Here is a 26,890-nt window from a genome sequence, read left to right on the forward strand (position 1 = left end):
AAGGTGCAAGCACCAAAAGTTCGTCCGCTCGACTTGCATGTATTAGGCACGCCGCCAGCGTTCGTCCTGAGCCAGGATCAAACTCTCCATAAAAGTAGTTTGAAAGCTCATTTGCTTTGCTAGCGATCCAACTTCGTTAGAAGTTAAAATCTATTGTTTGCTTCATTTAAGAAGCTTGTTTCATTAACGTTGCTTGTTCAGTTTTCAAGGTTCATTTCGTTGCCTCAAGTGACAACTTTTATATCTTATAACATCTTCATTTAGATGTCAACAGTTTTTTAAAATAAAAACTGGAGCGGGTGATCGGAATCGAACCGACAACATCAGCTTGGAAGGCTGAGGTTTTACCACTAAACTACACCCGCATTATATTATAGTAAATTATGGCGCGCCCGACAGGAGTCGAACCCATAACCTTCTGATCCGTAGTCAGACGCTCTATCCAATTGAGCTACGGGCGCCGGGAATTTTTGGTGCGGCCGAGAGGACTTGAACCTCCACGGGGTTGCCCCCACTAGGCCCTCAACCTAGCGCGTCTGCCATTCCGCCACGACCGCTTCATCCGACAATAATTATTATACATCTCTGAAATAATTTGTCAACATGAAAACTGGTGAGCCATGAAGGACTCGAACCTTCGACCCTCTGATTAAAAGTCAGATGCTCTACCAACTGAGCTAATGGCTCTAAATGGCTGGGGTACCTGGATTCGAACCAGGGCATGACGGAATCAAAATCCGTTGCCTTACCGCTTGGCTATACCCCAAAAAATGGCGGTCCCGACCGGGATCGAACCGGCGATCTCCTGCGTGACAGGCAGGCATGTTAACCGCTACACCACGGGACCATTAGTAAATCTTCATTATTAAAATATAAGTGGTGACCCGTACGGGATTCGAACCCGTGTTACCGCCGTGAAAGGGCGGTGTCTTAACCACTTGACCAACGGGCCATTAATGGCTCCGAAGGCAGGACTCGAACCTGCGACCTGCCGGTTAACAGCCGGATGCTCTACCAACTGAGCTACTTCGGAATAATTACTTCGTTGCGACATCATCTTGTCGACTTTTACTATTATAGAGAGCGATTTCCTTTTCGTCAACACTTTTCCTAAAAAAATTTAAAGAAAAAATCTCTTCCTATTTATAGAGCAAAAATCATGTTCTCTAAAAAACAACATAAATACTGTATACCATTATTCACTTATTTTTAAACATCATTTCTAAAATTATTTTTCACTGTGTAGAAATTTAATTTTACCTTTGCACATACTGCAACAGTATTTTTTTACATCCATTTTTCTTTTTCTTTTATATATTTGTCCGCAGTTCGTACAGCTATATATATGTATAGTATTTTGTTTCGGCTTTTCTTTAGGCTGTTCCAATGTAGAACAAAAACGTGGCGCGCCTACTTTTTTCAATAGATTCCGAAAATCTGCATCACCATGCCTATAACCCATCCCCAAAATATGAAGATGATAATGGCAAAGTTCATGTAAAATAATACCCTTTAACTCCTCTATGCCGAAATGATCATATAGTTTTTTATTAAGTTCGATATTGTGGCTGCTTAACATATACCGACCGCCAGTCGTTTTCAAGCGACTATTAAAATAAGCTTTATGAATAAACGGTCGATTAAAAAAGTCATTTGATAACTGTTCCACTAACTTTTGTGCCTGTTCGTCCGTCATATGCCAACCCCCTTAAATTAATAAAAAGCGCATATTCAGCTATGCGCTTTTTATTATAATTGAAAATCATGCTCTTTACACGCTATGTTGATTTTCAGGAGTTAACATCGTTAAAGAAATACGACCTTTATTTGCTTCCACTTTTTCTACCCAAACCGTCACGATATCCCCAAGAGAAACAACATCTAATGGATGTTTAACACGACCTTTTTGCAATTTGGAAATATGGACAAGTCCATCCTGCTTAACCCCGATATCGACAAATGCTCCAAAATCTACAACATTTCGGACGGTCCCTTGCAGCTCCATTCCAACTTGCAAATCATCCATTTGAAGTACATCTGTTTTTAATAACGGTTGCGGGAAAGCATCACGAGGGTCACGGGTAGGTTTCATTAATGTATCGACAATGTCTTTCAATGTAACTTCCCCTACTTCTAATGACTCACCTAATGTTGTTAAATTTAACTTGCTGATCGCTTCTTCGGCTTTTGCCGTTCCGACATCCTTTTTCGTTAATCCTGCTGCCTCCAATACAGCTTCGGCTAATTTATAACTTTCCGGATGGATACCTGTAGCATCTAACGGATTTTTGGCATCTGCAATACGCAAGAAACCGACTGCCTGCTCGTAAGTTTTAGCACCTAATCGCGGGATTTTTTTCAGTTGTGCACGTGATGTAAATTGTCCGTTTTCACTACGCATCGTCACAATATTTTCAGCTACCGTTTTCGAAAGTCCAGATACATATTGTAAAAGAGAGGCCGAAGCTGTATTTACATCTACCCCAACTTGGTTTACCGCTGTTTCCACAATAAACGTCAGTGATTCTGCGAGCTGCTTTTGCGAAACGTCATGCTGATACTGTCCTACACCGACTGCTTTCGGATCAATTTTTACAAGCTCTGATAAAGGGTCTTGTAATCGACGAGCAATCGATACAGCACTCCGTTGTTCCACCTGTAAATCCGGAAACTCTGCTCGTGCCACTTCGGAAGCAGAATATACGGATGCCCCTGCCTCATTGACAATGACATATGCAATGTTTCCGTCTATTTCTTTCAGCAGTTCCGCAATAAACTGTTCTGTTTCACGGGAGGCTGTCCCGTTTCCAATCGCAATAATACTAATCGGATATTTCTTTAATAATGCCTTCACTGTTGCTTTCGCTTTTGAAGGATCCGACGTAGTGTGAGGATATATAACGCCCACTTCAATCATCTTGCCCGTCTCATCGACTACCGCTAACTTGCAGCCTGTTCTGTATGCAGGGTCTACACCAAGAACCATTTTACCGCGCATTGGCGGCTGTAATAATAAGTTACGTAGATTTTCCGAGAAAATATGAATCGCTTGAGTTTCTGCTTTTGCTGAAAGTTCTGCTCGAAGCTCATTTTCAATAGACGGTTTAATTAATCGTTTATAGCTATCCGCAATTGCCAGCTTTACTTCATTTACAGAAGGGCCTACAAAATTTCTAGGAATAAAATGATTTTCCATTTGTATTGTTGCTTTATCGATTGGAACTTCAATTGCTGCACGTATTACATCTTCTTTTTCACCGCGGTTTACCGCCAGGATTCTGTGAGGTGCAATTCGGTGAACAGGTTCTTCATATTCGTAATACATTTCAAATACTTGTTTTTCATCTTTTTCCGCATTTTTTACCGTTGTTACAAGCTTGCCTTCCCGCCAGGATAGGGTACGTAGCTTTTCACGAATTGCAGCATCATCGGCAAATCGCTCTGCTAAAATATCTCGTGCACCAGCCAATGCTTCATCAATTCCAGTAACACCTTGCTCTTCGTTTATAAAAGGCGCCCCCATTTCTTCCAAAGTACGCTTTTTAAACTTTAACAGTTCTTCAGCTAATGGTTCCAAACCCCGTTCTTTGGCGATCGTTGCTTTTGTACGGCGCTTTTGTTTAAATGGTCGGTACAAATCTTCTAAACGTTGAAGAACCGTTGATGCTTGGATAGCTGTTTTTAGTTCATCCGTCAATTTACCTTGCTCATCGATCAGTCGCAGCACTTCTTCCTTTCGTGTTTCGAGCTGTTGTATGTAATGGTAGCGGTCTTCCACTGCCTTAATTTGAACTTCATCAAGTGAACCTGTCATTTCTTTTCTATAACGTGCGATAAAAGGTACTGTGTTACCTTCTTCCAGTAGTCCAATAACCGCTTTTGCCTGTTTTGGTTCCACTTTCGCATCTTTTGCGATTATTTGTAACATTTTTTGTTGATCCATCATGCCACTCCTTTAAATTTCGAACTTTCTTTTAGTGTACCATTCCATTTGTATTGTTTCCCAAAAAAGCTTTGAATTTATGCATGAAAAAAGAGCCTACTAATTTATACTAGTAGACTCTTAAACTTTATAATGAGACGCCGCCACTTGCTGTAATGGCGTCTTGTAATTTTTTAATTGCTTTACGTTGAATTCGCGAAACGTGCATTTGGGATATACCGAGTCTTTCTCCGGCTTCCTTTTGACTAAGCTGTTCCAAATAAGTTAATTGGATAATTTGTCGCTCACGTTCATTTAAAACATTCATCGCATCTGCTACAATCATGCGGCGGTTTGTCACTTCATAGCCTGTATCTTCTCGACCGACTACATCAAATAACGTAACAGTACTACCATCAGAATCCGATTCGATTGAATGGTCCATCGAAAGCGCCTGATAGCTTCGGCCCATTTCCATCGCTTCCAGTACGTCCTCATCCTGTACTTCTAAATATGTTGCAATTTCTGTAATGGATGGAGAGCGTTGTAGCGATGTCGTTAATGCTTCGACAGCTGCCTTGATTCTAGGTCCTAATTCTTTAATACGTCTCGGAACATGTACGTCCCAAGTTTTATCACGTAAAAAGCGTTTTATTTCACCTACGATAGTCGGAACTGCAAACGCCTCAAAGCTTCTGCCAAAAGAAGGGTCAAATCGTCGGATCGCACCTAATAAGCCAAGCATCCCTACTTGTACAATATCATCATAATAAGATTTACCATGTGAATATTTGCGTGCAATCGACTCGACTAACTGCTGATAATGGAGCACAAGATTTGTTTGTGAATCTTCACAGCCGCTTGCCTGATATTCTGCAATCCAATTTAGTACTTCTTCTTTTGATGTATTTTTAGGTAGTGATTCTTTCGACATTTCCTTTCACCTGCTCTCTCGAGACATACTTTGTCATGAAAACAGTGACGCCACCTTCGTTATTTAATTTCACTTCATCCATTAAAGTCTCCATTAAATAAATTCCTAATCCACCTTCACGTAATAATGCTACGTTTTCATTTTCATGATATGGACCAACTTTTGATTTGATCTCTTCAAAGTTAAAGCTTACACCGTAATCTGCGACCATTATTTCAATCTTGTCCTCAAATAATGCACACCCGATTACAACTTCGCCTTCCTCGTTTGCTTTATAAGCATGGTGAACAACATTTGTCACCGCTTCACTTGTAGCAATTTTTAAATCTTCTATTTCATCATAAGTAAACCCAACTCGCATCGCTAATCCTGAAATTGTTAGCCGTATTACACTTACATATTGCGATTTGGCAGGCACTCGAATTTCAATATAGTCAAATGCTCTCATCATTTCAACTCCAATTCCTCATCAATCTCAATACTCATTAATTCACTTAATCCTGTAATTTCAAACAATCTCACTAAACGATTGGATAAATTCACTAATTTTAGTGATGCATTTTCCTTCGTAACTTTTTTATAAAATGCAACAAATATTCCTAATCCTGTACTGTCCATATAATTTACTTTTGATAAATCCAATTCGATTTTTCGGCCTTCTACAATTTGAACTGTTTCCAGCTCTTCGCGTAATATCGGGGCTGTATACGTATCGATTTCACCCTCGATATAGCCTTTTAATACGTTTCCATCTTCTCTAAATTGAACATTAACATTCATTATTAGACACCTCCATTATAAACCTAATTACTTTTCCCGAATCCTCGGATTTTAAACATAAATTTTTTATTTTTTAAAAATAACAACCGTAAAATCATCTTCTAATTCGAAATCAGGCAAGTTTTTCAAATAGGTGTACATTTCCTCACACATTTCCTGTGCTGAAAGATGGTTACAACTTAATGCCAAATTTTTAATAACATCCCGAGGATCCAGCTCTCCTTGCTTGCGAAAATCCGTTACACCATCTGTAATCATAATGATAAAATCATTTTCTTCCAAACAAATGTCGTACTGTGGATATGTCACTTCCGGCATAACACCCAATAGTAAACCCTTCGATTCCAAATCAAAGAAAGTTTTTTTACGGGCATTATAATATATAGCAGGCTCATGCCCAGCCGACCCATATGTAAATTTGCTTTCCTCAATATTGTATGTCCCATAAAACATCGAGACAAACATACTATCATCAACACTTTTTTCGATAATACGATTTAACACTTCTAAAATGTAAGATGGATCTTTTGTTGCGTACTCAAGTGTATCAAGCCCATATTTGACCATAGACATGCACAGGGCTGCAGGCACACCTTTTCCAACAACATCTGTCACAGCTACACTGACAACCGAATCATTGTTGTTTAAGAAGTGAACATAATCACCATTCATTTTGCGGATTGGTACGGACAGCATCCCAATATCAATCTGATCAAGCATAGGTACTGTTGTTCTGAGAATCATATTCTGGATCTTTGTAGCGACATTCATCTCCATTCGCAGTTCTTCTTGCTGTTCCAGTAAACTTTGATGCTCCTTTAAAGTTAAACCAAAGTGCACCATAATCTCAATTAAAAAATCATAGCTATGCGAAATATCTTCTGGCAGATCTGGATAAATTTGTTCTATCGCATATTTGTGGATATTGATGACCTCTTCTGGAGCTACTTTTTTTTGAATTAACTGTCGAATAAAGTTTTGTCCTATATACAAATTTCGCTCAGTTTGGTTTGCCAAAAAATCCGATAAGATTTTTTGATATTGTATTTGCAGCTCTTTCAAATTTTATCACATCCTACTTTACCCATTTTTCGATAACTATCGTCGTTCCATTTCCTACAGTGGATTGGATGTCCATTGTATCCATTAGTCTTTTGACTCCCGGCAAGCCCGCTCCAAGCCCGCCTGAAGTTGAATAGCCGTCTTCCATCACTTTTTTTAAATTGCTTATTCCTGGTCCTTTATCTGCCGCTATTATGCGAAGGCCAACTTTCTCTTCATTACTAATACGTTCTATTGTCACTTCCCCGGCACGGGCATATAAATAAATATTTCGAGCCAGTTCACTTATCGCCGTCGTAATTCGAGCTTGATCTACCGCGCCAAAGCCAATTGCTTTCGCCTCGTTACGTCCAAGTTGGCGTGCAGCTACAATATCCCATTCTGTTACAATCTCTACGGTAGATTTCGTATTCATCATAGTGCCCCCAATTTCCTACTTTTTCTTTCTATGGAGTTAACGTATAGTATCAGTTTTTTGAATTATTAATTTTTACATTATACCATATGTTATCCTTGTAGTTTAGTTGGATATAAGTTTTCAACCATATTTTTGCTATATTATAATTTTAAGTAAAATATTACAAAGTTGCATGATTACAGTTTACTATTTACCTAAAATGTATAGGGGACTTCTATTTATAATAATAAAAAACACCGAAACGATAGTTTCGATGTTTTTTTATGTATTAAAATTTTACAAGTCCTAAACTAATATTAAGAGCGATATCTACTTCTTGCATTAGTTTTGCATCTAGCTGAGTAATACGATCTGTTAATCGCGATTTATCAATTGTACGCAATTGTTCAAGCAAAATTACCGAATCACGCTCAAAACCATACTTTTTCGCATCGATTTCAACATGTGTAGGTAACTTTGCTTTTTGAATTTGCGCAGTAATTGCAGCTATTATGACAGTTGGACTAAAGCGATTTCCAATATCATTTTGAATAATAAGAACGGGTCTAGTCCCGCCCTGTTCCGACCCTACCACCGGTGATAGGTCAGCAAAAAAAACGTCTCCACGTTTTACAATCAAATTGTCATCCCCCGCTTACGAGACGCTCCACCATATGTTCCGCTTCATACTCTGCATGCAAGCACTCACTGCAAATTGTCAGATTAATTTGCGACATTTCCACATAGCCCTTTATTAAAGCTTCCCGTATTTGATTTGGTTGCATATGCTTTGTATAATTTTGAGTCGCCAAATACGCCATCATATAACCATTCTCAGTATTACGCCCAAACGTTCTTTCGAATTGCGTTACTAGCTCATTTGGTATGTCAATTACTACTTCTTCTACTTCTACTAATTCCTTCGCGTACAAAACAAGCACCTCCACCGAACATCCCATTTCCCATTCATTCTATCATTGATTGACTACAATGAAAAGACAGGAAAATTAAAAAACTGACAATTCTCGCAATAAAGGAATAAATATGGACATACTTGTTTTGTATATTTGAAGTTATTTGCAGTAATATTACATCGATTTATTTATATACCCTAGGAACTCTAGCCGTTATTACACATGGCACTTCGTAATTAATTGTTTGGAGTTTATGAGCCCAATCATCTATCGTGATTTCCTCTTGCTGTTGGCAGCCTATCAGTACAACTTCTTCCCCAACATTATATGCTTCCGGAAGTAAAATCATACTTTGATCCATACAAATTCTGCCGACAATTTTCGCTCTTTTTCCTCCAACAAGCACTTCTTGGCCTGAAAGCTTACGAATCATACCATCTGCGTAGCCAATCGGTATTGTACCGATATAGCAGTCCTTTTCTGCCGTATATGTTGCACCATAACCTACCGATTGACCAGCCTTCATTTTTTTAATATGTACAAGTTCGGTCTGTAGAGAAAATGCCGGCTTAATCGGAAATGGCAATTTTGTGCCTACATAACCTGAAGGAAGCAATCCGTACATGGAAATACCGAAACGTACCGCATCATAATGCAAAGAAGGATCTTTTACTAATGCGGTAGCTGTATTGGCAACATGAACAAGACGAGGCTTTTGTGGCAGTGCACCTAAAAAGTCCTTGAATAGGGTAGCTTGATTGTCAAAGTACAGTGAATCTTCTTCATCTGCAGTAGCAAAATGCGTAAAAATTCCATCCACTAAAAAGTCATCGGAAGAATTAATCATTGTATATAACTCCAATAGTTCTTCTTTAGTAGATACACCGATACGTCCCATGCCCGAATCAACTTTAATATGAAGTCTTAACTGGTTTAACAGCGGTGTATACTGCTGTGCTTCTTGGAGCCATTCTGTTGAAAAGGCAGTAAGGATAATATTTTCTGCTGATGCATACGGAATAAAAGCATGCGGTGAAGCACCTAACACTAAAATATCGATTTCCTTAAAATTCTCTCTAATATGTACTGCTTCGTCGGGTGTTGCGACAGCAAGCATTGTTGCACCGGCCTCAATTGCCGTTTTTGCAACTTCCACATCTCCATGACCATATGCATTTGCTTTTACGACAGCAATAATTTGGATATTCGGTCCTATATAATTTCGTAGTGAAGCAAGGTTATGTGTGATTGCTTGCAGATGAATTACTGCTTTTGTTGGTCTGTAATAAATTGGAGTATCCATTTCGATTTTTACCCTCTTTTTATAAGTTTAAACTTACTGTTATTTATGTAATTTTCAGTCAACCACTTTTAAATCTGTATACGAAAGAAATCATCTTGCGCTAGTATGCGCAAGATGTCTCTTATTAAATATAACCATAAAATACAATTTAAAAACAAGTTTAGAAAGACATAATTATAATTTATTTTATACTACTTTCCTGCACACTTGCAGCTACTTCCAATAATTCATCCTTCGTTAATTTTGTGGAAGCGATAAAGAAGGTCATGCCATCTTTGTCCCACTGAATTGAATTATCAGTAATAGCCCCTATTGTATATCCTAAATCTGCCGGGTCCCCGGATACAGGTAATATTGTATCATCGGATTGGATCGGCTGCTGCATTAATGTAAACGGCTTTTCCCCTTCAAATGTTAAAATAACTCGTGTATTTCCATCTTCCTGCACTTCAAACTCATCTGTCAGCTTTGTATGGGCCCAGTCAATCGTAGGATAATACACACTAAACTCTGTATCTACCACTTCTGCTGATGCAGCTTTCTTTTCCTCTTTTTCAGAGAATTTTTCTACCGCATATTCTTCCGCAGTATGCTGCACTCCCAGTTTAATGTCTGCAAATGTAATGACAACTTGTTCTTGTAAAGATTCATCCATAACGCTAACTTTTGTCGGAAGCATCGTTTTCTTATCGACTACAATTTGCTGAACCGGTAATGCTGTTTGGTCTACGTTTCGAGTCGCAACTTCAAAAGTATAGCTTGCATCATCTTCAGTCATTACCGCTTTTGAATCTGACAACAAATCTTCAGCCAATGCACCAATTATATACGCCTGACTGTTTTGCTTTGGCCATTCACTTTGGAATTTATGCGTTTTACGTAATGATGGCGTGACAACAAAGACACCTTCTTCATTTCGAACGATCAACTGCTGTTCTGACTCACCTTTTGGATTAACTGCCACTCGGTAAAAATCCGGTTTTGTATGCCAAACTTTTACATCGTAAACACGTGGCTCTGCGCCTGTCCGAACTTCCATCGAAGCACTTAACTCATAACCTTTGGCGTCATTCCACTTCTTGTTAACATCTTCAATCACTTCATCCTTTGTAGCTTTTCCACACGCCGCCAAAAAGAGACAACAAACGACAACTACTAGCAGTCGTAGTTTCAAAGATTCACCCTTTCGATTATCTATTTCGATAAATTACTATATGAGCCAAGGTGTCCATGTATGTATTATTGCATTAAGATTACTTGAGCAACTGCTGTCGTACGCGTATGAGTAATGGATATAAACCCGTTCACCAGTTCACCATCGAAGTATAATACAGGTTTTCCTTGCTCCGTTTTTAAAATTTCTATTTGATGGAGTTCACAGCCTTTACCGATTCCTGTGCCATTTGCTTTTGAATAGGCTTCCTTTGCAGCAAAACGACCTGCCAAAAATTCCACTTTGCGCATATCCGATAACGAATTAAAAATGGCCAGTTCCCTATCTGTTAAAATTCTTTGAGCAAATTTTTCTGAACGTCCAATCATTTTTTTAATTCGGTCCAATTCTACTAAATCTAAACCAATCCCTTTTATCATTTAATAGCTCTCCCTTTCTTTTAATCATTACTCCAATGTATAATGAATAAAAATACGTTTTATTTTGTATCGACTTAATTGAGGTGGAACATGTTTATTCGTAGAGAAAATTTTAAACAGTACATTACGTTATATCCGGTCGTATCGTCAATTATAGCAATTAATCTAATTGTTTTCGTCCTAACATTAATACCGGGCTTCGGCGAAGATCTGCTTTATGCCGGTATGAGCGTAAATGGACTCATTGCAGCCGGTGAATGGTGGCGTATTATTACGTCCATGTTTTTACATGCAGGTTTTATGCACGTTCTTTTTAATATGTTCTCCCTATTTTTATTTGGTCCGGAACTTGAGAAAATCGCCGGCAAAATGCGCTTTTTAACAATTTACTTTTTAGCCGGAATTTTTGGTGTTGCTGCTACTTACGCAACACAAGATGCCTATTATGCAAGCGTAGGTGCAAGTGGAGCACTATACGGAATTTTCGGAGCGTTCGGGGCCCTTGTTTATTACACTAGACATTTATTCCCGCAGTTAAGACAAATAATATTGCCATTAATAGTGATTAGTATTATTATGACATTTTTAACACCAAATATTAATATTGCCGCACATCTAGGCGGTTTAGTTACCGGCTTTATTTTAGGGGTTGTTTACTTTAATCCTAAAAATATGGGACGCTGGCGCAAACAGCCCATTAGACGGGTAAAATAAAAACAGGATTCGCGAAAAGTAAAACTTCTTCGCGGATCCTGTTTTTTAATGTTCATACCAGGACAGTACTCTTTCTACTTCCTGTTGCTCCATATGACGCGCTGTAGCAGAAGCTCCGAGCATACCTGACATCACTACAATTTTTACAGACCCAATATCCCGTCGCTTCTGGAAATAGGTTTGACTACCTTGCGTAATTTGTACTCGCTTTTTTATAGCATAAAATGTTACACGGCTTACAAGACGCGAGACGATCGTAATTTGCTGATCTTTCACCGTAAATCCAGTCGTCTTAAATTGCCATCTTCCAAGTAGAATGATCGGCACGATTAGCAATAATGACAACAGTCCATATGGATAGAAGAAGTAAGAAATAGCACCGATTAACGGAACTAACCATACAAAATCGATCCGATAGAAAAAAGGTTGTGCTTTTTTTGGCGGCTGAATAAGTTGGGTAACTTCAAAATCATATTCAGGAAACAGTTCTGCCAATGGTGTAAACACCTCTTTTTTTGCAATCAATGGAAATAAAATGATTTTCTTATCATTCTCCCCGCTAAATCCTCCACCAGCACTTTCTACCGCAACAGATGCTAAGCCGAGCATTTGCTGGAAAGGGTTTTCCGCCAGTTTAATTGCCTGCACCCGTTTTAACGGAATTGTCACACGTTTTTTTTCGATTAATCCCCGCGTAATAATTAGACGATCATGCTCCTTGCTGACCGTAAAGTTATAATAATTTAAAAACGTCAAGCCAACAGAAATTCCCCATGCCAGTATTAGCGCAAGCGCGATTAAAATCATGACAACAATAAAGCCGTATTCCACTAAAAATGCCAATTCATCATATATCAGATCAAAAGGAATAAACTCCGCAAATTGCGAAAGAACTGCAAAGACACCGGCAAGTACTACCCCCACACCGCTGGAAGTCGTCGCTAACAGTAACAGCTCCGGTATTTTCATTTTGTGTAAAACTACTGATTCCGGCTCTGGCTCTTCAACTTCAACCATTTGCCCTATGTCACTTTCAATCGGCAGTTTCTGTTTCGCCTTTTTCATTTGAATTTCCACTTCGTCTGCCGCAGCTTTCGTTACCGCTGTCAGTTCCGCTTCAGGTTTCCCATCTTTACTTCCCGCCGTTTCCACTTGTACTTGTACAAGCTTGAACAACCGGTGAAAAATACCTTCTTTATAATTCAAATTTTGAATGCGATCAAATGGAATATAACGCTTTTTCTTTATAAACAGACCATATTCCACACGGAGTTCACTATCTTCAAACCAATATACAAATGTCCACCACTTAATCAAACCGCTCACTACCGTTACCGATAAGACGATAACTAAAATTAAGAGCGGGATCATCTCACTGAAAAACGTTTCGCTTCGATAGTCCAAATTAAAATTAAAGCCGTTCGCCGCAACAATGATAATGATCGGGATAAGGAGATCTTTCAATGCCTTTACAACATTGATGATTGCCGTTACAGGATGAAGTTTATATTTGTCTTTAGACATCATCTTCCGCCACCCTTGCAAGTTCAGAGATTTTTGTCCTCAATTCATCGGCATCTTCAACTTTCAACATAGGAATCGTATGTACTGTTGCCGCCGAAGAAATCGATATACTCGCTAACATGTATTTTTTTAAAATCGGTCCCTGCTCTGTATCAACATGTTGAACACGCACCATCGGTATTAATGTCCGTTTTACGACAAACAGGCCACTTTGAATTTCAATTTCCTGTTCTCGTACTTCATAACGCCAAATTTTCCATCGGATGCTCGGGAATACAATAACTGAAAACGCAACTGATAACAATACGAGCGCGATGGCAATCCACATAATCCATTGCGGCCAATCAAATTTAACTGTTAAAAATACGATGCCGCCTGTTAAAAGAGCGATAATAAAAGTTTGAATGATTCCATATAGTCGCCACACTGTTTGCGCTTTTTTAGGTAACTGAAACTTTGGTTGTTCTCTCACTAGCCTTACACCTCTTTCTCTATATTATGCTATACGTATTAACTGCTTAAATGTTTCAATATGTTCTAACTAGGATGACAAAAACAATCCCCTCTCCCTCATAGTATAGTTAATTGGTAAATTTGTTAAATAATTTATAAAAATTTTATTTCCCGGAAAATATATTTGTATAAAATTTTCCACAAAAAAACACACCAACGAGAAATCGTTGGTGTGTTGAAATAGTTTTAGTCTTCGCGACGTTGACGTGGACGACGATCACGAGAGCCTTCGCGACGAGCACCGCCTTCACGACGACCTCCATCACGGCTTCCGCTACCAGAACGGCTTCCGCCACCTTCACGACGGCGATCTCCTCCGCGACGGTCACCACCGCCACGGTTGCCACCACGGTTACGGTCATTACCGCCACGGCCGCGGCCTCCGCCACCTTGTGAACGGTCACGACGCATTGGTAATGGACGCTCTTCAGATAATGATACTGGTGTAGCATCCGGTTCTTTAGTAATTGATTTAAGTGCTGCTGCCACTAAGTCAAGTGCATCGTTATTTTCCAATAACTTAGCAGCTAACTCACGGTAAGTACCTAAATCATTATTTTGAACTAATTCCACCAATGATTGCATTGCATCTTCTTGTAAGCCTACTAATGCTTCTTCAGATGTTGGTGGACGTAAAGGTGTCATACGTTTTTTCGTAGTTTCTTCTACGATGCGTAAGTAACCCATTTCACGAGGTGTTACGAATGTTACTGCAACACCAGATTTACCAGCACGGCCTGTACGACCGATACGGTGAACGTAAGACTCAGGATCTTGGGGAATGTCAAAGTTGTAAACATGTGTTACACCTGAAATATCCAATCCACGAGCTGCTACGTCTGTTGCGATTAAAATGTCAATTTTACCTTCTTTGAACTGGCGTAAAACTGAAATACGTTTCGCTTGAGATAAGTCACCGTGAATACCTTCAGCTAAGAAGCCACGTAAACCTAAAGCTTGGCTTAATTCATCAACACGGCGCTTCGTACGACCGAAAATGATTGCAAGTTCTGGTTTTTGAACGTCAAGTAAACGAGATAAAGCATCGAATTTTTCACGCTCTGTTGCTTTTACGAAGAATTGTTCAATGTTTTCCATTGTTAATTCTTTTGCTTTAATTTTTACGATTTCAGGATCTTTCATGAATGTCTCTGCAATTTTGCGAATTGCTGGAGGCATTGTCGCTGAGAATAGTAATGTTTGGCGATCTGATGGTACGTTTTCTAAAATCGCATTGATATCATCGATGAAGCCCATGTTTAACATTTCGTCCGCTTCGTCTAAGACTAAAGTTTGCACTTCGTCTAAACGTAATGTACGACGGTTAATATGGTCTTGAATACGACCTGGTGTACCTACAATAATTTGTGGTTTATTTTTTAATGCGCGGATTTGACGGCCGATTTCTTGACCACCGTAAACTGATAATAACTTTACGCGCTTGTCATAACCTAATTTATAAAGTTCTTCTGAAACTTGGATTGCTAATTCGCGAGTCGGAGCAATTACCAAAGCTTGGATGTTTGGATTTTTTGGATCGATTTTCTCGATTAAAGGAATACCAAACGCAGCTGTTTTACCAGTACCTGTTTGTGCTTGACCTAAAACGTCACGGCCGTCCATTGCAAACGTAATTGTACCTTCTTGGATTGGTGTTGCTTCTTCAAACCCCATACGCTTAATAGAACGTAATGTCGATTCACTAATGTTTAATTCTGAAAAATTTGTCAAACTCTTCATTCTCCTTTTTCCTGTATAAGTTGACAAATGGTTACATTTTCAGATGAAATGGCGGCAAATTTCGAGCCATTGTATGTGGAACGTTTCCGTTACTTAAAAATTCTCTCTGCTTCATTGCAGAGTCTCTTATATGAAAAGGAAAGCCCGGTCATTGCCGAGCGGTTCAATTCTACCGTTTCTAATTGGGTGTTGCATTTGTAAAAAATAGAATAAAACCGTTTATCAAAAAAAAGCACTCTTCACCCATAAGTCTGAAGAGTCTTCGCACAAAATGTATCCATTGCTTTTATTAGTCTAACATGGGTTGTAACGGTATGCAATGATATTGCTTTGTATCAAAATAGTCAGATATTTATTACTCCAATAAAAATTGATACACTTGATCAAACCATTGCTCACAATCATCACTGTAACAAATATGATGTTTTCCACAATCTGAAATATACATTTGCTTTTGTTGCGACTGAATTTGTTCAAATAATATTTGGGCGGTTGCACTTGGCACAATTCCATCCAGCTCCCCTTGTACAATGAAGGTAGGACACTGAATGTTTTTTATATAAGGCTCCGTTTTTTTCACGACCTTCATAAATTCAATCGTTGCTGTTAACGGGACATTTTTAAATTTAAATTTGTACCGTGCAAACAATTCGTTTTCTTCTAACTTTTTATGCACCATATCTTGGGCAATTGCTCGAACATCTTTTACTAACTGTGTAGGACTCACATATTTTGCTGCAGCACTTAGGAGTACCAACTTTTTTACTGGGTAACGTATAGATAAGTACATCGCAATGACACCACCCATTGAAAAACCGACGACGATGACTTCATCGACTTGCTTTTTCAACTGCCGATATGCGATTTCCGCTTCCATCATCCAATGTTCTGCTTTATAGCCTTTCATAGCCAAATGCTCTGCATCACCGTGACCGGAGAACGTCGGAATACTTACGACCCAATCTATTCGTTGCTCTATATAATGCGCAAAAGGCTGGACTTCATACGGTCCACCTGAAAATCCATGTAAAAACAGGACGCCGACTTTCATCCAATCACCTGCTTCCATTAAGCTGTTACTATCTATAATAAGCGACATTTAAAGTCGAAAAAAGTTTTTGCGCTAAAAAAACGAGCTAGCACTAGGCTAACTCGATTGAATGGATAATTTTCTCCAACTGCATTCCACGAGAACCTTTTACTAAAAGGATGGACTCGTTTGTTGCATGAGACTGAATTTTTTCGATAATCGGTGCGTACTCATTCTCGGAATACACTAAATGCTCAGCATCAAATGTTTTTTGCAGTTTATTATAAAGCCATTTCATGCGCGGGCCATACAAGCAAACATAGCGTATTTCTTCAGGATGAATATGTGCGGCAATTCCTTCATGCATCTGCTTTTCATCATTTCCAAGCTCGAGCATATCACCAAGTACAAGCCACTTTTCGTTGCGGATTGTCGTTTGCTCGACAAATTGGATTGCAGCATGCATCGACGTTGGCGCAGCATTGTACGCATCGTTAATAAATAATAAATCACCGACCGGAACAAGCTGCATCCGCATATCTGTTAAAACTACTTTCTTTAATGCTTCGCGGATTTGCTCGTCAGTCAAACCTAATGCCTTACTTACCAGCATTGTACTTAATGTATTCTTCACTTGGTGCTCGCCTAAAACCGAAATGAAGAAATCACCTTGGATTACTCCATCTACATGGAAACTGCTTCCTTGTGCTGTCGCTTCTATTTGTGAAGCTGCTAAACTTTGCGCTTGGCTAAAGCCAAATGCCTGTGTTTTTAATTGCGGTGTTTTTGCAACTAAGTTTTGAAGTAACGGTTCATCACCATCATAGAAAAGAACTCCTTCTTCAGACAATCCTTTTACAATTTCAAACTTCGCCTTTGCAATCCCTTCGCGTGATCCTAAATCTTGCATATGCGCTTCACCGATATTTGTAATAATGGCATAATGCGGTCGTGCAAGCTTCGTTAAAAATTCAATTTCACCGAAACCGCTCATCCCCATTTCCAATACGGAAACTTCCGTATCCTCATCAAGCTGTAAAATCGTAATCGGCAAACCGAGCTGATTATTAAAGTTCCCGATCGTTTTTTGGACCTTAAAATATGGAGAAAGAGCTCCCGCCAAAATATCTTTTGAAGACGTTTTCCCGTTTGAGCCAGTAATCCCGATAAATGTCGCTTGATGCTCATTACGGTAACACTCTGCCATTTTCTGAAGTGCTAGCTCTGGGTCTTTCACGAAAATTAGTGGCAAATGTTTCGGTGGATTTGGCTCATCGATCATCCATAAAGAAGCTGCCGCGCCTTTTTCAAATGCCTGCTCAACAAAACGATGCCCATTTACGGCTTCTCCACGGAAAGGAATGAATAAATCCCCTTTTGCAATTGTCCGTGTATCAATGGAAATACCTGTGACAATCGTTTCAGGAAATGACTGATTTTCTATCGTTAACCATGTTGCAATTTGCTGTAAACTTTTTTTCACTTTTTATCCCACTCAATCTCTGTTGTATTGAAGCTGTTGTTTTTCTGTATAACGTTCAAGCGCAAAATCAATCAGCTCTTTAATTAGCTGTGGATATGTTACATCCGTATGCTGCCACAATAAAGGATACATGCTTACCGGTGTAAATCCTGGCATTGTATTTACTTCATTGATGAATATTTCGTTGTTTTCAGTTACAAAAAAATCTGCGCGCACTAATCCCGCTCCGTCAATCGCTTTAAACGCTCTTTTCGCCATATCTACTAAGTCTGTATAAACATCGTCTTGTAATGGGGCCGGAATAATTAATGCTGTCGAACCATCTTTATATTTTGAATCATAATCATAAAACTCAGTCATTGGCTTAATCTCACCTGCTATTGAAACGTTCGGTGTATCATTCCCTAACACAGCAAGCTCAATTTCTCTAGCTGTTACGCCTTGTTCAATGACAATTTTGCGGTCATATTGCAGTGCAAATTGGACAGCTTTTTCTAGTTCCGCTGCATTCGTCGCCTTGCTAATTCCTACACTTGATCCTAAGTTAGCTGGTTTAACAAACATCGGATAGCCTAAAGACTGTTCGCATCTTTTGATCCAAGCTTCTTTCTCCCGCTCCCATTCACTTCGAATAAAATATTCATAAGGTAATTGCGGCAAATTTGCCATTTCGAATAATTGCTTCATAACTACTTTATCCATACCTGCTGCTGAACCAAGAACACCGTTACCTACATAAGGAATGTTCAGCACTTCCAAAAAGCCCTGTACTGTTCCATCTTCACCGTTCGTACCATGCAGTAAAGGGAAGATTACATCGAATGGACTTTCCATATGTTTTGCAATAAATTGCGTAATATTATTTTCAGACTGGTCTGTTGCCGTTGTAAATTGCAATTGTTCAATCGTTTGAGCGGGTTCTGTTAATTGAGGTCCAACACGCCATTCACCCTTCAATGTTATAAAAATCGGGAAAACGTCAAACTCATTAAAATCCATTGCTTGCGTTACTGCTTTTGCCGTTGAGAGTGATACTTCATGCTCGGCTGACTTACCACCATATAATAAACCAATTCTTTTTTTCATTTTTTTGACCTCCAGTTTTCACTAACCTTATTTTATCACGAATACACTAAACGCTGAAATCGGATAAAAAACACCCACTGCCCTGTTCGCTGTGAGTGTCAACTAATTTGTATTAATTCATCATAGCCTTGTTTTAATATTTCATCTAAATCATCCCAAACTTCATCCGGATAATCATAATCACTCAGCACTCGGATTTCGATTGCATAATGGGAATTTGGTTTATCTAGTTTATATAATGACAGCAATGCACCTTCTTTAGCAAAAGGCCGATATTGTCTTAATGTAGAAGGATCGATTGTCGGTGAGTTGTTTTTATTCTTTCTTCTCCAAAAGCTCCCAACACCTTCTTTATCTCTTATCATTTGATTAAATAGATTCGAAACGAGTATTTCAGAATCGCCTATAAAACGATAATATACTTTTGTCATTTTGTCAGTTACAGATGAGTAATAAGCATAGCGATTTTGCAATTTGTTGAAAAATGGCGATGCAAGCGGCTCACGCTTATGACTAAAATACAGGAGCTCTGCCTGTTCAAGGGGAGTTAACGTATTAATGTTTTTCTCTGTCGTAAAATCTACCCAGCATAAATCTTTCTTTAAGTCGCTTTCCTTTTTCAGAAAATCGCGCATATCTTCAATTGTTACAAAATCAAATTGTGTATGCATATTAAAAGAGCCGTTGTCGTAGGCGTGCTTTAATAACAGAACATTTTTTACGGGCTCGACCGAAACCATAAATTCCTTCAGTGTAAGACCACTATAAATAACAAAATGTTCGACATCGTTCATATGAATATATAAATGATGCATAAAATCTTCAGCAGATTTCATTTTCTTCGCCACGATTTGCACGCCCCTTTAATATGAATAATATGATTATTATATGACTTCTCATTCAAATTTGAAACATTTTCTCACCTGTTTCGTCCAACTTTTAAATTAGTCTTACTAAAGTAATTTTTATAAGAATATGATAAAGTAAATAAAGCTTAAAACATTACAGCAATTTCCGTGAAAACTTTCCTATATCTGCAATTCTTTTACCGGGAAATGTTGTGCCCATATAAAGAACCTTCAATTTGTTGGTATCTTCTGACCCTTTAACGGGTTAAATTTAATAATTTAAGGTGAAACGAATGGATACAAACAATTATAATTTTAATAAACGGTTCGACTGGCCGCTTACTACTATCCTCATCATATTTTTAGGGGTAAGTGTGCTGGCAATCGCATCTGCACAAACTTCAGGTCAATATGGAATAAATTTCATACCGAAGCAAATAATAAACTATGCTATTTTTGCTTTTATTGTGGCCTTTGTCATGTACTTTGACCCTGATCAGTATAAAAAAATGGCATGGCCGCTTTACGGTTTCGGAATCTTGCTATTAGTTGCCCTTGTCGTTATTCCGACTTCAACTGGTTTAACTGTTGAAACAAACGGAGCAAAAAGCTGGTTCAAAACACCAATCGGTAATATTCAGCCTGCCGAATTTATGAAGACATTCTACATTTTAGCTTCTGCCTTTTTAATTAGTAAGCACAATGAAAATTACCAGATTAAAACGATTAAATCCGATTTATTGCTGCTCGGTAAAATTTGTTTAACGTTGGCAATACCGCTTGGCTTCATTATGATGCAGCCGGATTTAGGTTCTGCGCTAGTATTCTTTGCAATTACTGCAGCACTTGTGATTGTCGCAGGTGTAACTTGGAAAATTATTTTACCGCTTTTTGGCGGTGCTGCACTTGTTGGCGGTTCGTTATTATGGATGGCACTGTATATGCAGGACTTCCTGGAAAAGACATTTGGTTTCCAACCATACCAATTCGCCCGTATTTACTCATGGATTAATCCTTATGAGTATGCGACTTCAGACGGCTATCATTTAATTACTTCACTAAATGCGATTGGCTCCGGTGAGGTTTTCGGTAAAGGATTCATGGCGCGTGAAGTATATGTTGCGGAAAACCATACAGACTTTATCTTTGCTGTAATTGGTGAAGAGTGGGGCTTTATCGGCGCAAGCGCTGTTATTTGTCTATACTTCCTGTTAATCTATCACTTAACGAAGATGACTTTGTTATTAAAAGATCCATTCTGTACTTATGTATGTGCAGGGATTATCGCTATGATTACGTTCCATGTATTTGAAAACATCGGTATGACGATACAACTTCTGCCGATTACAGGTATTCCGTTACCTTTCATTAGCTACGGAGGTAGTTCGATGATGGGGAATGCCTTAGCGATCGGTCTAGTCTATAGTATGAAGTATCATTACCGTACGTATATGTTTACAACAAATGATCCTGACGATGAATAAAACAAAAAGGACCCGTGTATACCGCGGGTCCTTTTCCTATTGCTTCATATGAAATTAACGTATGACAAACGGGGTTTCATCACACCTAATTTTCATTAATTTTGCGTTTGTGGAGTTTGTGTTGGTGGTGTTAAAACTTTTAAAAGCTCAAGACGAGATTTCGTAACTGTCGCCGTAACACCTAATTTTGATAAGTTTGTAACAATACGCTTTAAATCAATCTCTTTCGCCATTTGATTACACCTCAAACTTTCCTTTGTTAATATATATAACGATATTTCATGTTAAAAGTTTCAAATTTATAAGGTCAGACCTTGTACTACTTCATATGTTACCACGTATAAGCTTATTTTTCTTTCCTGTTTTGTGACAAAACTAAAACATAATTAAACTTAACCGTTTATTAACAATAATAAACCTATATAAATTTATTTTAGAGAAAATTTTTTCTAGTAAATTTTATAATTACTTTTGAAATAATTTACATAATCTTCTCGAATACATGTTATTTAATAATTTTATTTTCCACGTGTAGTTAAAATGAATTGCATTATATTTCCAACTACGTTTAACAAAAATTACAAGTGGAAATATTGAAAATATCATACCCATTTTTGTGAAGTAATTCCGACTTGGAATAAACAAATTTTTATCCGTTCGGGCCTTTTAATTCATCATTTCACATAGATGTTACTTCAGTAGGAGGAACTTCAAATGTCACATATAGAAAAAAATATTTATATTCCAAAAGAATTGATCCATTATCATACGAGTTTAAGTCATTCAGCCGAACAAGTAGCAATTTTAAAACCGGTGAAACAGCCTGCGTTTTTACATGAAAGTAAATTTGCCGGTCTTCCTTTTCTAACAAATAAAATGGAACACCCTAAAGACAATCAAAATCGCTATATGCTGTTTTTGGCACAGCTTAACTTTGCGGAGATTCAGCTTGACCATCCATTTCCACAAGATGGTATATTGCAATTTTATATTCCACAGCAATGTTATGAAAGGGAAAAATCACATTCGGAATGTCGTTCTTTTAAAGTCCAATATATACCTTATCAAGGTCACTATAATGAATTTATTCATGATTTCACATATTTAGAAGACGTAAACATCAGCAGTTTCCCGATTCAGCAGGAGATGAAGCTCATTCCAAAAACACAATTTGAACCAGTGTCTGCAATGGATTACCGTTTAAATAATTATTTTAATCCTGAAATAATGGATGCACCCATTACATTGGATGACCGTTCATTTCAGGATGTATATTTGGAGAGTTATTTAGCAGCGGAGCATAAAATTGGCGGCTATCCGTATTTTATACATCAGGACTTCAGGAAAACGTCGCGCTACTTACAGCACTACGACACATTATTACTGCAAATCGTTTCAAACGATGAGCAAAATATTATGTGGGGAGATAGTGGGATTATCAGCTTCTTCATTAACTCCAAAAAATTAGCACAACGTGATTTCTCGGATATTTACTTCCATGTTGAGGAATATTAAAGCAGTAAGAAGCACTCGCTTGAAGTGTTTCTTTTTTTGTTTTGCTTCCATAGGCTATAATGAAAGTAAGAAGGAAAGTAGGTGAATCTTTTGAGCGCAATTATTCAAAGTTCCATTTGGGTACCGCTTATTATGTTTATAAATATTCTATTTGCCCTGACTGTCATTTTTTTAGAGCGCAAAAAGCCTTCATCAACTTGGGCATGGTTGCTCGTTCTTTTTTTCTTACCGTTTGTTGGATTTTTCCTCTATTTATTATTAGGAAGGCAATTAAGAAAAAAACACTTATTCCGTTGGGATGGCAGAAAAGATATCGGGATTGAACAACTGATTAATTATCAGATTGAAGCAATTGAAAAAAATGAGCTGGAACTGCGTGCAGAACATATTAAAAGTTATAATCATCTCATATATATGAATTTAAAAACAAATAACGCTGTCCTGACACAAGATAACGATGTGAAGATTTTCGATGACGGCAGTGACAAGTTCGAAGCACTTATAAATGATATTCTACATGCGAAAAACCACATTCATATTCAATACTATATTTTCAAACTGGATAACTTGGGGCAACGCATTGTAAATGCTTTAATAAAAAAGGCAAAACAAGGTGTAAAAGTAAGAGTACTATTTGATGAAATGGGCTCACGCGGAGTTCGGAAGAGGCATTTTAAAGAACTGATCGAAGCTGGCGGTGAAGTAGAAGTATTTTTCCCTTCAATTTTGCCACTCATCAATCCACGCTTAAACTTTAGAAATCACAGAAAAATTTCCATAATAGACGGGCGTATCGGCTATATTGGAGGTTTTAACGTCGGGGATGAATATTTAAGTTTATCGGATCGATTCGGCTACTGGCGCGATACACACTTACGTATTGAAGGAAGTGCTGTCCACCCATTACAGACACGTTTCATTTTAGACTGGAATCAGGCAAGTGCCAAAAATGATATTTGTTATGCAGAGCGTTATTTTCCGATTATTCCTCAAAAAGGAACGGCAGCTCTCCAAATTATTTCAAGTGGACCTGACACAGAATGGGAAGTAATTAAAAACAACTATTTGCATTTAATCTCAAATGCAAAAAAATACGTGTACATACAGTCCCCGTATTTCATTCCGGATGATTCGTTTTTTGACGCTATTAAAATTGCAGCACTATCCGGCCTCGACGTGCGGATTATGATTCCAAATAAACCTGACCATATGTTTGTCTATTGGGCAACTTATTCATACGTAGGACCACTCGTTGAAGCAGGTGCCAAAGTGTATCATTATGAGAAAGGCTTTATTCACGCCAAAATGATTGTCGTGGATGATGAAATTGCTTCCGTCGGTACTGCAAACATTGATGTGCGGAGCTTTAGTTTAAACTTTGAAGTGAATGCCCTTCTTTATGACCGATTATTGGCACACCATCTTGCCGAAATATTCGAAAGTGATATATTAGACTGCTCAGAGCTCACATATGAACTGTACAAAAATCGCTCCAGCTTTATTAAATTCAAAGAATCCATTTCTCGTTTATTATCACCGATACTGTAGGGAAATAAGATTGAGTTTAAAGTTTTACGCATAGTAAAAAACCAATTTCCTCTTTTTTGAGGAAATTGGTTTTTTGTTTATCATTCAATTTCAAGTATTATTGTATCCCTAAGTATTCTTCCAGCGTTACGCCTGCTTCAAATACCTTTGTCGCAAGCTCACCTTCCAAATAGCGGAAATGCCATGATTCATGCATGAAACCTGTAATCTCTTCTTTTCCTTTTGGATAACGTAAAATGAATCCGTATTTATGGGCATTTTGTGCCAACCACTGCCCTGCTTCAGTTTCGCCGAACTCATTTGTCAGCCATAAATCTTCCCGGCCCTTTTCCCCAATATCAAAAGCGAGTCCAGTTTGATGCTCGGAATATCCTGGTCTTGCACTATAGCGATCCGCCGCTTCCTTTCCGTCTCGCTTCACATACCGATCGTATAGTGTTTTTTGATAGTCATAAGAACGGAAACCACTAAAAGCAACGAGCTCTAGTCCATTTTCCATTGCAGCTTTTGCCATCTTTTCAAAAGCGGCACGCGCCTTAGGATCTTCCCCTTTATTGTAAGTTGAAGGAAGAGGGTTTTTCTTATTCGCAATTAAAACCCCTTTTACAAAAGTAGGCTCAGTTGCAGGCTTTTGTCCAACAATATATCCATTTTCCAGTTCCACTTCTTCCGTAGCGGGTGGCGTTTCTTTAGCAGGTTGCTTAATTGGCTGTTCTCCGGAATTTACCAAAGAATTTCCACCGTTTTTTTCTGAAGAAGCCAGATCATCTGCATTTTCATCTTGTGGCTTCAACGGTTCTTCTGTTTCGTTTGTTTTATTTTGCGTCTCTTCTTTTTCCAGTTCAGTTGGTTCAACAGATTTTTCTTCTGTAGCAGATTGTGCTACTTCAAATTTATAATAAATAGACCCTAAGATCGCGATTAAAATAACAATTGAAATGGATACAATTATTGCGATCGGACTTTTTCTGTTTGCTTTTCTGTTCATTCCATTTCGCCTTCTTTTTCTATTTTTATCCTGTGACAATAATAAATAAAACAATAATTGATAAAACCGCAAAAATCATCGACATCTTCTGCATCCATTTAGCTTCTTTTTCATGGCCCTTTTCTTTAAAGGTACGTGAACGGAAAAAATTCGTAAACGTAAACATAATCGTCATAGCTAAAATGGCCGCTTCCATATTTTGTTTCACAATGAAAAATAGTGCGGTTAAACTAGCTCCTGCAACTAAAACGAGTGAGATCGCTCTTTCATATTTTTTCATTTTTCTCTCCTTACATGATGATTGCATGTTCTTCTTAAAAGCAATCTATTTTTCAACCTTTGTTTAGTATAAAACTAGCTTAATTGATAATGCAATTTTGAAAATCTTAAAGGTACAACTAGTTTCAAAATAAAAAACTCTACATGTAATAATATATACCATGCAGAGTTTTCGTAGATTATTCTTTTTTTTCTGAAACTTTCAGCTGAACGAAGAATAAAGAAATTAAATTAACTATTCTGCCCAACAATTAAGGGTGAACTACACGCACTAGTAGGCTTTTAATTATTAAACATTTTCGTACTCTACTTCAGGAATTTCAAATCGGAAAAATTCATGATGCAATTCATCACGGAAATGTTTAGGTGTTACACCTGTGTATTTCTTGAAAATTCTCGTGAAATAACTCTGATTACAGAAATGGAATTGATCTGAAATTGACGTAATACTTTTATTCGTATGGCGTAAATAATATTGGGATTCCTCTACACGGCGAACATTTAAGTATTCAACTAAAGTGATCCCTACATGCTCACGGAAAATACGCGATAAATGACTCGTACTAATATGGAAGTTCGCTGCAATACTTTCAACTGTTAAATCATTTTCCAGCTCATCATTTATGTACATAATTACTTTGTTTACTGTTTGGTGACGGAACGTAGGCTGCTTTCGATCCGCAATAAAGTACACATAAAAATCGATTAAGTCATCCGCAAATTGCAGAAACTCGGCATCCTTCATCTTGTTTTCAATCATATCTGCACATGCTAAATTGAAGGCAAATGCTTTTTTAGAAGGGACTTGATTATCTAAAAGCTTACGCGCAACAATTGAGGATAACGTAACAAAATACGAGCGCACTACTTTAATGACCTGTTTTCCGAAGCGTGCGGATAATATGTCTATTATTTCGTGTAATGTCTTCTTTGCTTTTGCTACTTCTAAATGATAAACTTCAAAAATCAATCGAGATTCCAGAACAAAAAAATCTTCGATACCAGCATATTGATTGATATTGTCAATCTCTTGAAAATACCGTTTTGAAATTGTTTCCGAGATTGAATATTGATGTAGTTGCATAAGTTACCCCATCTTTCTTCAGAATGACCTTCTATTACTTATTAGAAAAACAAGCCTAATACAAATGTACAAGAAATTGTCATAATTCTGCAGATTGTTTATATTCCTTACATCTGCCAGTCTGTATTTCATAATAAGTAATATCATTA

28 protein-coding genes, 8 tRNA genes and 1 rRNA gene are annotated in these 26,890 nt (G+C 37.9%); 5 read left to right on the top strand and 32 right to left on the bottom strand.

Going from position 1 to position 26,890, the window contains the following annotated elements:
- From B5473_RS01135 to acpS, 21 genes are all read right to left on the bottom strand, one after another.
- Window positions 1-93, bottom strand: a 16S ribosomal RNA gene (locus B5473_RS01135); the annotation flags it as partial.
- A gap of 198 nt (window positions 94-291) precedes the next feature.
- A tRNA-Gly gene (locus B5473_RS01140) sits at window positions 292-365 on the bottom strand.
- Window positions 366-384: 19 nt separating this feature from the next.
- Window positions 385-461: transfer RNA gene (locus tag B5473_RS01145), tRNA-Arg, on the bottom strand.
- Between the two features lie 10 nt (window positions 462-471).
- Window positions 472-557: transfer RNA gene (locus B5473_RS01150), tRNA-Leu, on the bottom strand.
- A gap of 54 nt (window positions 558-611) precedes the next feature.
- Window positions 612-687 (bottom strand) — tRNA-Lys (locus B5473_RS01155).
- A gap of 4 nt (window positions 688-691) precedes the next feature.
- Window positions 692-766: transfer RNA gene (locus B5473_RS01160), tRNA-Gln, on the bottom strand.
- A 5-nt stretch (window positions 767-771) separates the two neighbouring features.
- Window positions 772-847, bottom strand: a tRNA-Asp gene (locus B5473_RS01165).
- Between the two features lie 30 nt (window positions 848-877).
- Window positions 878-952: transfer RNA gene (locus tag B5473_RS01170), tRNA-Glu, on the bottom strand.
- 5 nt (window positions 953-957) lie between these two features.
- Window positions 958-1,033 (bottom strand) — tRNA-Asn (locus B5473_RS01175).
- Window positions 1,034-1,228: 195 nt separating this feature from the next.
- On the bottom strand, window positions 1,229-1,696 hold the full coding sequence (locus B5473_RS01180; RefSeq protein WP_079523290.1) for a SprT family protein: 468 nt from the start codon (window positions 1,694-1,696) through the stop codon (window positions 1,229-1,231).
- Between the two features lie 75 nt (window positions 1,697-1,771).
- Window positions 1,772-3,943 carry a Tex family protein gene (locus tag B5473_RS01185; RefSeq protein ID WP_079523291.1) on the bottom strand — a complete coding sequence of 724 codons (2,172 nt, stop codon included), beginning with the start codon at window positions 3,941-3,943 and terminating at the stop codon, window positions 1,772-1,774.
- A 127-nt stretch (window positions 3,944-4,070) separates the two neighbouring features.
- Window positions 4,071-4,856, bottom strand: coding sequence for an RNA polymerase sigma factor SigB (sigB, locus tag B5473_RS01190; protein WP_079523292.1), 786 nt, complete (start codon window positions 4,854-4,856; stop codon window positions 4,071-4,073).
- The gene (rsbW, locus tag B5473_RS01195) at window positions 4,834-5,304 is read right to left on the bottom strand and encodes an anti-sigma B factor RsbW (RefSeq protein WP_014822539.1); all 471 of its coding nucleotides are present in this window, start codon (window positions 5,302-5,304) and stop codon (window positions 4,834-4,836) included. Before rsbW ends, sigB begins: the two co-directional genes overlap by 23 nt.
- Window positions 5,304-5,636 carry an STAS domain-containing protein gene (locus B5473_RS01200; protein ID WP_079523293.1) on the bottom strand — a complete coding sequence of 111 codons (333 nt, stop codon included), beginning with the start codon at window positions 5,634-5,636 and terminating at the stop codon, window positions 5,304-5,306. Before B5473_RS01200 ends, rsbW begins: the two co-directional genes overlap by 1 nt.
- Before the next feature lie 66 nt (window positions 5,637-5,702).
- On the bottom strand, window positions 5,703-6,698 hold the full coding sequence (locus B5473_RS01205; RefSeq protein WP_079523294.1) for a PP2C family protein-serine/threonine phosphatase: 996 nt from the start codon (window positions 6,696-6,698) through the stop codon (window positions 5,703-5,705).
- 13 nt (window positions 6,699-6,711) lie between these two features.
- A complete protein-coding gene (locus B5473_RS01210; protein ID WP_079523295.1) occupies window positions 6,712-7,113 on the bottom strand; it encodes an anti-sigma regulatory factor in 402 nt (133 codons plus the stop codon).
- Window positions 7,114-7,384: 271 nt separating this feature from the next.
- Window positions 7,385-7,735: a type II toxin-antitoxin system PemK/MazF family toxin gene (locus B5473_RS01215; protein WP_008405778.1), complete on the bottom strand. Its 351-nt coding sequence runs from the start codon at window positions 7,733-7,735 to the stop codon at window positions 7,385-7,387.
- Window positions 7,736-7,739: 4 nt separating this feature from the next.
- Window positions 7,740-8,027, bottom strand: coding sequence for a hypothetical protein (locus B5473_RS01220; RefSeq protein WP_008405780.1), 288 nt, complete (start codon window positions 8,025-8,027; stop codon window positions 7,740-7,742).
- 166 nt (window positions 8,028-8,193) lie between these two features.
- On the bottom strand, window positions 8,194-9,312 hold the full coding sequence (gene alr, locus B5473_RS01225; RefSeq protein WP_079523296.1) for an alanine racemase: 1,119 nt from the start codon (window positions 9,310-9,312) through the stop codon (window positions 8,194-8,196).
- 181 nt (window positions 9,313-9,493) lie between these two features.
- A complete protein-coding gene (locus tag B5473_RS01230; protein WP_079523297.1) occupies window positions 9,494-10,486 on the bottom strand; it encodes a LolA family protein in 993 nt (330 codons plus the stop codon).
- A gap of 65 nt (window positions 10,487-10,551) precedes the next feature.
- Complete coding sequence (gene acpS, locus B5473_RS01235) at window positions 10,552-10,905, bottom strand: holo-ACP synthase (RefSeq protein ID WP_079523298.1); 354 nt, start codon at window positions 10,903-10,905, stop codon at window positions 10,552-10,554.
- Window positions 10,906-10,995: 90 nt separating this feature from the next.
- On the opposite strand from acpS, the gene B5473_RS01240 reads away from it, so the two are divergent.
- Window positions 10,996-11,619, top strand: coding sequence for a rhomboid family intramembrane serine protease (locus B5473_RS01240; RefSeq protein WP_079523299.1), 624 nt, complete (start codon window positions 10,996-10,998; stop codon window positions 11,617-11,619).
- 45 nt (window positions 11,620-11,664) lie between these two features.
- On the opposite strand, the gene B5473_RS01245 is transcribed toward B5473_RS01240, so the two are convergent.
- The 3 genes from B5473_RS01245 to B5473_RS01255 form a co-directional block, all read right to left on the bottom strand.
- Window positions 11,665-13,143: a PH domain-containing protein gene (locus B5473_RS01245; RefSeq protein WP_079523300.1), complete on the bottom strand. Its 1,479-nt coding sequence runs from the start codon at window positions 13,141-13,143 to the stop codon at window positions 11,665-11,667.
- Window positions 13,136-13,615 carry a PH domain-containing protein gene (locus B5473_RS01250; protein WP_079523301.1) on the bottom strand — a complete coding sequence of 160 codons (480 nt, stop codon included), beginning with the start codon at window positions 13,613-13,615 and terminating at the stop codon, window positions 13,136-13,138. The genes B5473_RS01245 and B5473_RS01250 overlap by 8 nt, the downstream gene beginning before the upstream one ends.
- 227 nt (window positions 13,616-13,842) lie before the next feature.
- A complete protein-coding gene (locus B5473_RS01255) occupies window positions 13,843-15,387 on the bottom strand; it encodes a DEAD/DEAH box helicase (RefSeq protein ID WP_079523302.1) in 1,545 nt (514 codons plus the stop codon).
- Between the two features lie 36 nt (window positions 15,388-15,423).
- Here B5473_RS01255 and B5473_RS20560 point away from each other — a divergent pair, with 36 nt between their 5' ends.
- On the top strand, window positions 15,424-15,597 hold the full coding sequence (locus B5473_RS20560) for a hypothetical protein (RefSeq protein WP_176141991.1): 174 nt from the start codon (window positions 15,424-15,426) through the stop codon (window positions 15,595-15,597).
- Between the two features lie 154 nt (window positions 15,598-15,751).
- Here B5473_RS20560 and B5473_RS01260 read toward each other — a convergent pair whose 3' ends face one another.
- From B5473_RS01260 to B5473_RS01275, 4 genes are all read right to left on the bottom strand, one after another.
- Entirely contained in the window at window positions 15,752-16,447 is a 696-nt protein-coding gene (locus tag B5473_RS01260) for an alpha/beta hydrolase (RefSeq protein WP_079523303.1), read from the bottom strand.
- 91 nt (window positions 16,448-16,538) lie between these two features.
- Window positions 16,539-17,909, bottom strand: coding sequence for a UDP-N-acetylmuramoyl-tripeptide--D-alanyl-D-alanine ligase (locus tag B5473_RS01265; protein WP_079523304.1), 1,371 nt, complete (start codon window positions 17,907-17,909; stop codon window positions 16,539-16,541).
- Between the two features lie 12 nt (window positions 17,910-17,921).
- The gene (locus B5473_RS01270) at window positions 17,922-18,995 is read right to left on the bottom strand and encodes a D-alanine--D-alanine ligase (RefSeq protein WP_079523305.1); all 1,074 of its coding nucleotides are present in this window, start codon (window positions 18,993-18,995) and stop codon (window positions 17,922-17,924) included.
- A 98-nt stretch (window positions 18,996-19,093) separates the two neighbouring features.
- Window positions 19,094-19,843 carry a hypothetical protein gene (locus B5473_RS01275; protein ID WP_079523306.1) on the bottom strand — a complete coding sequence of 250 codons (750 nt, stop codon included), beginning with the start codon at window positions 19,841-19,843 and terminating at the stop codon, window positions 19,094-19,096.
- Between the two features lie 293 nt (window positions 19,844-20,136).
- Here B5473_RS01275 and B5473_RS01280 point away from each other — a divergent pair, with 293 nt between their 5' ends.
- Complete coding sequence (locus B5473_RS01280; RefSeq protein WP_079523307.1) at window positions 20,137-21,327, top strand: FtsW/RodA/SpoVE family cell cycle protein; 1,191 nt, start codon at window positions 20,137-20,139, stop codon at window positions 21,325-21,327.
- A gap of 95 nt (window positions 21,328-21,422) precedes the next feature.
- Here the strand turns inward: B5473_RS01280 and B5473_RS20565 are convergent, their stop codons facing one another.
- Window positions 21,423-21,560, bottom strand: a complete 138-nt coding sequence (locus tag B5473_RS20565) for an Lmo0850 family protein (RefSeq protein WP_176141992.1) — start codon at window positions 21,558-21,560, stop codon at window positions 21,423-21,425.
- A gap of 481 nt (window positions 21,561-22,041) precedes the next feature.
- On the opposite strand from B5473_RS20565, the gene B5473_RS01285 reads away from it, so the two are divergent.
- On the top strand, window positions 22,042-22,842 hold the full coding sequence (locus tag B5473_RS01285) for a YwqG family protein (protein WP_079523308.1): 801 nt from the start codon (window positions 22,042-22,044) through the stop codon (window positions 22,840-22,842).
- Window positions 22,843-22,923: 81 nt separating this feature from the next.
- Window positions 22,924-24,390 (top strand): cardiolipin synthase, encoded by a 1,467-nt coding sequence (gene cls, locus B5473_RS01290; protein ID WP_079523309.1) that lies wholly within the window; start codon window positions 22,924-22,926, stop codon window positions 24,388-24,390.
- Between the two features lie 97 nt (window positions 24,391-24,487).
- On the opposite strand, the gene B5473_RS01295 is transcribed toward cls, so the two are convergent.
- The 3 genes from B5473_RS01295 to B5473_RS01305 form a co-directional block, all read right to left on the bottom strand.
- A complete protein-coding gene (locus B5473_RS01295) occupies window positions 24,488-25,378 on the bottom strand; it encodes a M15 family metallopeptidase (protein WP_079523310.1) in 891 nt (296 codons plus the stop codon).
- A 25-nt stretch (window positions 25,379-25,403) separates the two neighbouring features.
- The gene (locus B5473_RS01300; protein ID WP_079523311.1) at window positions 25,404-25,658 is read right to left on the bottom strand and encodes a hypothetical protein; all 255 of its coding nucleotides are present in this window, start codon (window positions 25,656-25,658) and stop codon (window positions 25,404-25,406) included.
- A gap of 288 nt (window positions 25,659-25,946) precedes the next feature.
- Window positions 25,947-26,741 (bottom strand): helix-turn-helix transcriptional regulator, encoded by a 795-nt coding sequence (locus tag B5473_RS01305; protein ID WP_079523312.1) that lies wholly within the window; start codon window positions 26,739-26,741, stop codon window positions 25,947-25,949.
- Window positions 26,742-26,890: the final 149 nt, after the last annotated feature.

The sequence above is a fragment of the Solibacillus isronensis genome, from assembly GCF_900168685.1.
In the GTDB taxonomy this organism is placed as follows: domain Bacteria; phylum Bacillota; class Bacilli; order Bacillales_A; family Planococcaceae; genus Solibacillus; species Solibacillus isronensis_A.

Bases quoted from the DNA above. Each gene is read 5' to 3' on its own strand.
- B5473_RS01180 (WP_079523290.1), bottom strand. From the start codon at position 1,696: ATGACGGACGAACAGGCACAAAAGTTAGTGGAACAGTTATCAAATGAC.
- B5473_RS01185 (WP_079523291.1), bottom strand. From the start codon at position 3,943: ATGGATCAACAAAAAATGTTACAAATAATCGCAAAAGATGCGAAAGTG.
- sigB (WP_079523292.1), bottom strand. From the start codon at position 4,856: ATGTCGAAAGAATCACTACCTAAAAATACATCAAAAGAAGAAGTACTA.
- rsbW (WP_014822539.1), bottom strand. From the start codon at position 5,304: ATGAGAGCATTTGACTATATTGAAATTCGAGTGCCTGCCAAATCGCAA.
- B5473_RS01200 (WP_079523293.1), bottom strand. From the start codon at position 5,636: ATGAATGTTAATGTTCAATTTAGAGAAGATGGAAACGTATTAAAAGGC.
- B5473_RS01210 (WP_079523295.1), bottom strand. From the start codon at position 7,113: ATGAATACGAAATCTACCGTAGAGATTGTAACAGAATGGGATATTGTA.
- alr (WP_079523296.1), bottom strand. From the start codon at position 9,312: ATGGATACTCCAATTTATTACAGACCAACAAAAGCAGTAATTCATCTG.
- acpS (WP_079523298.1), bottom strand. From the start codon at position 10,905: ATGATAAAAGGGATTGGTTTAGATTTAGTAGAATTGGACCGAATTAAA.
- B5473_RS01240 (WP_079523299.1), top strand. From the start codon at position 10,996: ATGTTTATTCGTAGAGAAAATTTTAAACAGTACATTACGTTATATCCG.
- B5473_RS01245 (WP_079523300.1), bottom strand. From the start codon at position 13,143: ATGTCTAAAGACAAATATAAACTTCATCCTGTAACGGCAATCATCAAT.
- B5473_RS20560 (WP_176141991.1), top strand. From the start codon at position 15,424: ATGGTTACATTTTCAGATGAAATGGCGGCAAATTTCGAGCCATTGTAT.
- B5473_RS01260 (WP_079523303.1), bottom strand. From the start codon at position 16,447: ATGAAAGTCGGCGTCCTGTTTTTACATGGATTTTCAGGTGGACCGTAT.
- B5473_RS01270 (WP_079523305.1), bottom strand. From the start codon at position 18,995: ATGAAAAAAAGAATTGGTTTATTATATGGTGGTAAGTCAGCCGAGCAT.
- B5473_RS01280 (WP_079523307.1), top strand. From the start codon at position 20,137: ATGGATACAAACAATTATAATTTTAATAAACGGTTCGACTGGCCGCTT.
- B5473_RS20565 (WP_176141992.1), bottom strand. From the start codon at position 21,560: ATGGCGAAAGAGATTGATTTAAAGCGTATTGTTACAAACTTATCAAAA.
- B5473_RS01285 (WP_079523308.1), top strand. From the start codon at position 22,042: ATGTCACATATAGAAAAAAATATTTATATTCCAAAAGAATTGATCCAT.
- B5473_RS01295 (WP_079523310.1), bottom strand. From the start codon at position 25,378: ATGAACAGAAAAGCAAACAGAAAAAGTCCGATCGCAATAATTGTATCC.
- B5473_RS01300 (WP_079523311.1), bottom strand. From the start codon at position 25,658: ATGAAAAAATATGAAAGAGCGATCTCACTCGTTTTAGTTGCAGGAGCT.
- B5473_RS01305 (WP_079523312.1), bottom strand. From the start codon at position 26,741: ATGCAACTACATCAATATTCAATCTCGGAAACAATTTCAAAACGGTAT.